Genomic DNA, 4,246 nt, shown 5'->3' with positions numbered 1-4,246 from the left:
CCAGGGTCGCGACGCAGACTCGCCGCCTCACAGCCTGGGCCCCGCCCCGAGGCAAATTCGGCACCGCCGAAACGCGCCGTTTGCGTTGCTCGCCGCGGCGGAAAGATTTCTGCCCGCTCCGCGGGCCGGGCCCCCCGGCCCCGGCCGGGAGCCCACCGGCAACGCCGGGGCGTGCCGTTCCCGGACTTGCCGCTGCAGAGCCGAGGCGCGGCCACCCCGGCCGAAGGCCGGGGTGAGGCGCCGAAAGCCGCACGCGCGGCGAAGCCTGCGGCCCAAAGTCGCGACGCCGGTCGGCGGACAAAGGGCGCCGCACGGCCAGACCCAGCGCTCAGGCCAACACGAGCTGGCCCCCGGCCCGGGGGGCCGGCTCGGCACCGCCGGAACGCGCCATTTCCGTTGCTCGCCGCTGCGGCGGAAAGAATTTCGCCCGCTCCCCGGGCCGGGGCCCCCAGCCCCGGCCGGGAGGCCCGCCGGCGACGCCGGGGCGTGCCGTTGCCGGTTTTGCCGCCGCACGGCCGAGGCGCGGCCACCCAGGCCGGAGGCCGGGTGAGGCACCGAAAGCCACATGCGCGGCGAAGCCTGCGGGCCGGGGCCGCGGCGCAGGCCCTGGCGCTCAGGCCAACACGAGCTGGCCCCGGCCCGGGGGGCCGGCTCGGCACCGCCGGGACGCGCCGTTTCCGTTGGTCGCCGTCGCGGCGGAAAGGAATTTGCCCGCTCGCCGGGCCGGGGTTGCGGGCGGCAGCGCCGCCGGGGCGTGGCGTTGGGCCAGGCTGGTGCGCGAAAGGCCCTTGCTCACGGCGGGCGTGGGCCCACCCGGCCGGAGGCCGGTTGTGGGCGAGGAGACCTTGCCACGGGCCGTACGCTCTGCCGAGCCCGTGGGCCGGCTTGGCGACGCCGGCCCGCCCCACCGTCGCGGCGAACGAAGTGGGCCGCACGACCAGACGCAACACTCAGGCCCGCACGGGCCGGGCCCCCGGCCCTGAGACCGGCTCGGCACCGCCGGGGTGGGCCGCCCCGGGGCGAGGATGACCAACCGCTTGCGCGGAAAAAGACCGAGCCCTCGCGGAGCGAGGGCTCGGGGGGTCAGCCTTGGCGTGCCAGGTCCGCCGCGCCGACGAGGCCCGCCTTGCCGCCGAGCTGGGCGGCCAGCACCTGCGCGTGGGGCCGCCACTGGCTGCCGACCAGCCAGCGCCGGAACGACTTGCGGATCGGGTCCAGCACGAGGTCGCCCTCGTCCGAGACGCCGCCGCCGACGATGAACGCCGAGGGGTCGAAGAGCGAGGCGAGGTCCGCGAGGCCGGCGCCGGCCCAGCGGGCCAGCTCGCGGAAGGAGTCGATGGCCACCGGGTCGCCCTGTCGCGCGGCCGCGCTGACGTGGCGGCCCTGGACGCCCTCGGGCGTACCGTCACCGAGGGCGAGCAGGATGCGCGCCGAGTCCGGCGTGGCCTGGGCCCGCTGCCGCGCGTAGCGGACGAGCGCGCGCCCGGACGCGTACTGCTCCCAGCAGCCCTGGCTGCCGCACCCGCACAGCAGGCCGTCCGGGACGACCCGGATGTGGCCGAACTCGCCGGCGACGCCGAACCGCCCGCGGCGCAGCTTGTTGCCGATGATGATGCCGCCGCCGAGGCCCGTGCCGAGGGTGATGCAGATGACGTCGTCGTGGCCCTGGCCCGCGCCGAACTTGTACTCGCCCCACGCGGCGGCGTTCGCGTCGTTCTCGACGACGACGGGCATCCCGACGCGCTGCTCGACCTTGTCCTTGAGCGCCTCGTGGCGCCAGTTGATGTTCGGCGCGAAGAGGACCGTGGCGCGCTTGTCGTCGACGTAGCCGGCCGCGCCGATGCCGACGGCCTCGACCTGGTGGCCGGTGCTGACGGTGCGCACCGCGTCGGCGATCGCGTCGATGACGCCCTCGGGCGTGGGCGGCGTGGGCACCTTGCAGGTCTCGAGAATCGAGCCCTCTTCGTCGACCACGCCGGCCGCGATCTTGGTGCCGCCGATGTCGACGCCGATGGTGAGTCCCATTGTTTCCTCAGTTTTTCGGTCGAACCCCGCTGCGGCCCACCGTACCGGAGGCGCACCCCGCCCAAGGGCAGTAGGGACCTGCCCGCTCGGGCCCGGCTCGGTCGGTGCTCGCCGCTCGATCGGGGCCGCCTCCCAAGGGCGGTCGACCGGGGTCGACGGAGGTCGGTGGAGGTCGGGCCCGGTCAGTCGAGGTCGATGCGGCCGCTGTCGGCGGGGCCGTCGCGCCGCTCGTCCGGGCCGGGCCCGGACGGCCCGTCGGCCCCCTCGCCCCGGCGGCGCTCCGCACCGGCGTCACCGGTGGTGTCGGCGGCACCGGCGGCGGCGTCGGAGCCGGCGCCCGTACCGGCGGCGGACCCGGTGACCGCCGCCCGATACGCGGCCATCAGCTCCGTACCGGCGGCCGCGAGGTGGTCGAAGACCTGGGGATTGCGCTCGATCACGGGCTCGACGGCGGCCTTGGCCCGGTCGACGAACTGGCGCACGGCGTCCTGGGCGACGGCGCCCGCGAGGGGCGCCTGGAAGGCGGAGAGCTTGTCGGCGACGGCGTCGACGAGCTTGCGCAGCTCGTCGGCGGCGCTGCCGGGCTCGCCGGCGGGCCGGCCGCGGCGGCGGTCGCGCTCGGCGGCGAGGTCCTCCGCGCACGCGCGCGCCCAGGCGTCGGCGTCCACGGAGTCGTCGAGGGGGCGCTCGGTGGCTTCGCTCATGGCGGGACTCCTGAGGCGGATTCGGCGCTGTGGGGCACCTCCCGGACACGGCGTCCGGGGAGGGGTCGCCTTCGACGTTACCCGAATGGGCGAACCGCGTCCGCGACGCGGCGGGCCTGCGGGACGGGTTTCGGCACCGCGCCGGGCCTCACCGCGCGCACCGCGCCGGGCCTCACCACGCTCACCGCACCCGGCCACACCACGCTCGCCGCGCCGGGCCTCACCGCGCGGCCCCTCCGGCCGTACGGGGCCAGAGCGCCGGGTCGGGCGCGAAGCGGACCCTGAGGACGCCGTCGGCGAGGCCGGCGCCGGAGACCGTGCAGCGGCGCAGCGCGGACGGCAGCGGGAGTATTCGGCGGAAGGGGCCCACGGCGACGACGAGTTCGTCGCCCCTGCGGACGAGGTCGAGATCGCCCCGGCGGGCGCCGGGCAGCGGCAGGTGCCAGATCAGCAGGCCGTCGTCGGCGAGCCGGTCCTCCACGTGCCAGGGCCGGGGCGCCGGAGGCGGCGGTCGTGGCGAGACCGGCCAGCGCGGCCAGGTCGTCGAGCCCGCGCGGATCGCGCCCGAGGTGCGGCACCTCGTACAGCCCGGGTGGGGCCGGCGGCTCGTCCGGCGACCCACCGCCCGCTTCACCACCGGAGCCGTCCGAGCCCGCGGGGCCACCGGCCTCACCGGAGCCCCCGGCCGCGCCGGCGCCCCCGTACTCCTCGGCCAGTTCCTTGAGCGCGATCTGCTGCTGTCCGGAGAGCGCGGCGGTCCACGGGTCGGTGGAGCCGGTGGGCAGCACGCGGTTGGCGACGACGGCGTCCACCCGGTGCCCGTACAGCCCGAGGCCGGCGCGGGCGGCGCGCAGCAGGTCGACGCCGGCCGGGCCGGGCTCGACCACGAGCCGCACGGTGGTGTCGGCGGAGTCGACGACGGCTTGGGCGGCGGCGAGGTCCTCCTCCCAGCGGGTGGCGGTCTCGTACAGCCAGTCGATGGGGGCCGCCATCCCCGCGAGCTGGGCGAGCATCGGCCGCAGGGTGCGGCCGGCGCGCCGCTCGGGGGGCAGCAGCCGGCGCAGATAGCGGCGGAGCTGCTCGGGCAGGGCGAGCAGGGTCAGGGCGTCGACGAGGGGCGGCAGGTCGATGACGACGACCTCGGGCCCGGTGGCCGGGGAGCCCGGGGAACCGGGGGCGTCGAGCGCGCGCAGCGCCCGGAGCAGCGCGAGCTGCGGCGCGCCCGGCAGTTCGGTGAGCTCCTCGCGGTCCAGCGGCGCCGCCCCGAGCAGGTCGAGGGCGGCGGAGCCGCGGTCCTGGAGGGCGAGCAGCTCGCGGCGGACGTGTTCGGCCGGGTCGATCCGGGCCGCGGCGAGGCCCGGGGCGATCTCGACGGGCGCCGTCCAGGCGGCGCCGAGGTCGAGCCCGCCACCGAGACCAGCGGCCGGAACCGAAGCCGGACCGGAAGCGGAACCCCCGGAACCCGAACCATGGGAACCCGAACCCGACCCACGCCCACCGCCCCCGCGCGCGAGAGC

2 protein-coding genes and 1 pseudogene are annotated in these 4,246 nt (G+C 77.4%); all 3 read right to left on the bottom strand.

Translation table 11 applies throughout. The features are described from left to right. Positions 1-1,083: 1,083 nt before the first annotated feature. Positions 1,084-2,025: an ROK family glucokinase gene (locus ACSNOD_RS29060; RefSeq protein ID WP_436770056.1), complete on the bottom strand. Its 942-nt coding sequence runs from the start codon at positions 2,023-2,025 to the stop codon at positions 1,084-1,086. A gap of 182 nt (positions 2,026-2,207) precedes the next feature. Continuing rightward, on the bottom strand, positions 2,208-2,729 hold the full coding sequence (locus ACSNOD_RS29055; protein ID WP_436770055.1) for a DUF5304 domain-containing protein: 522 nt from the start codon (positions 2,727-2,729) through the stop codon (positions 2,208-2,210). 220 nt (positions 2,730-2,949) lie between these two features. Further along, positions 2,950-4,096, bottom strand: a pseudogene (locus tag ACSNOD_RS29050) (ArsA-related P-loop ATPase). Positions 4,097-4,246 lie beyond the last annotated feature (150 nt).

It is taken from the genome of Streptomyces sp. URMC 123 (assembly GCF_051386515.1).
Lineage (GTDB): Bacteria > Actinomycetota > Actinomycetes > Streptomycetales > Streptomycetaceae > Streptomyces.
Note: the sequence above shows the minus strand (reverse complement) of the source record. Positions and strands in the feature narration are given on the sequence as shown.

Excerpts from the sequence above, each read along its gene's own strand:
- ACSNOD_RS29060 (WP_436770056.1), bottom strand. The coding sequence starts at position 2,025 with ATGGGACTCACCATCGGCGTCGACATCGGCGGCACCAAGATCGCGGCC.
- ACSNOD_RS29055 (WP_436770055.1), bottom strand. The coding sequence starts at position 2,729 with ATGAGCGAAGCCACCGAGCGCCCCCTCGACGACTCCGTGGACGCCGAC.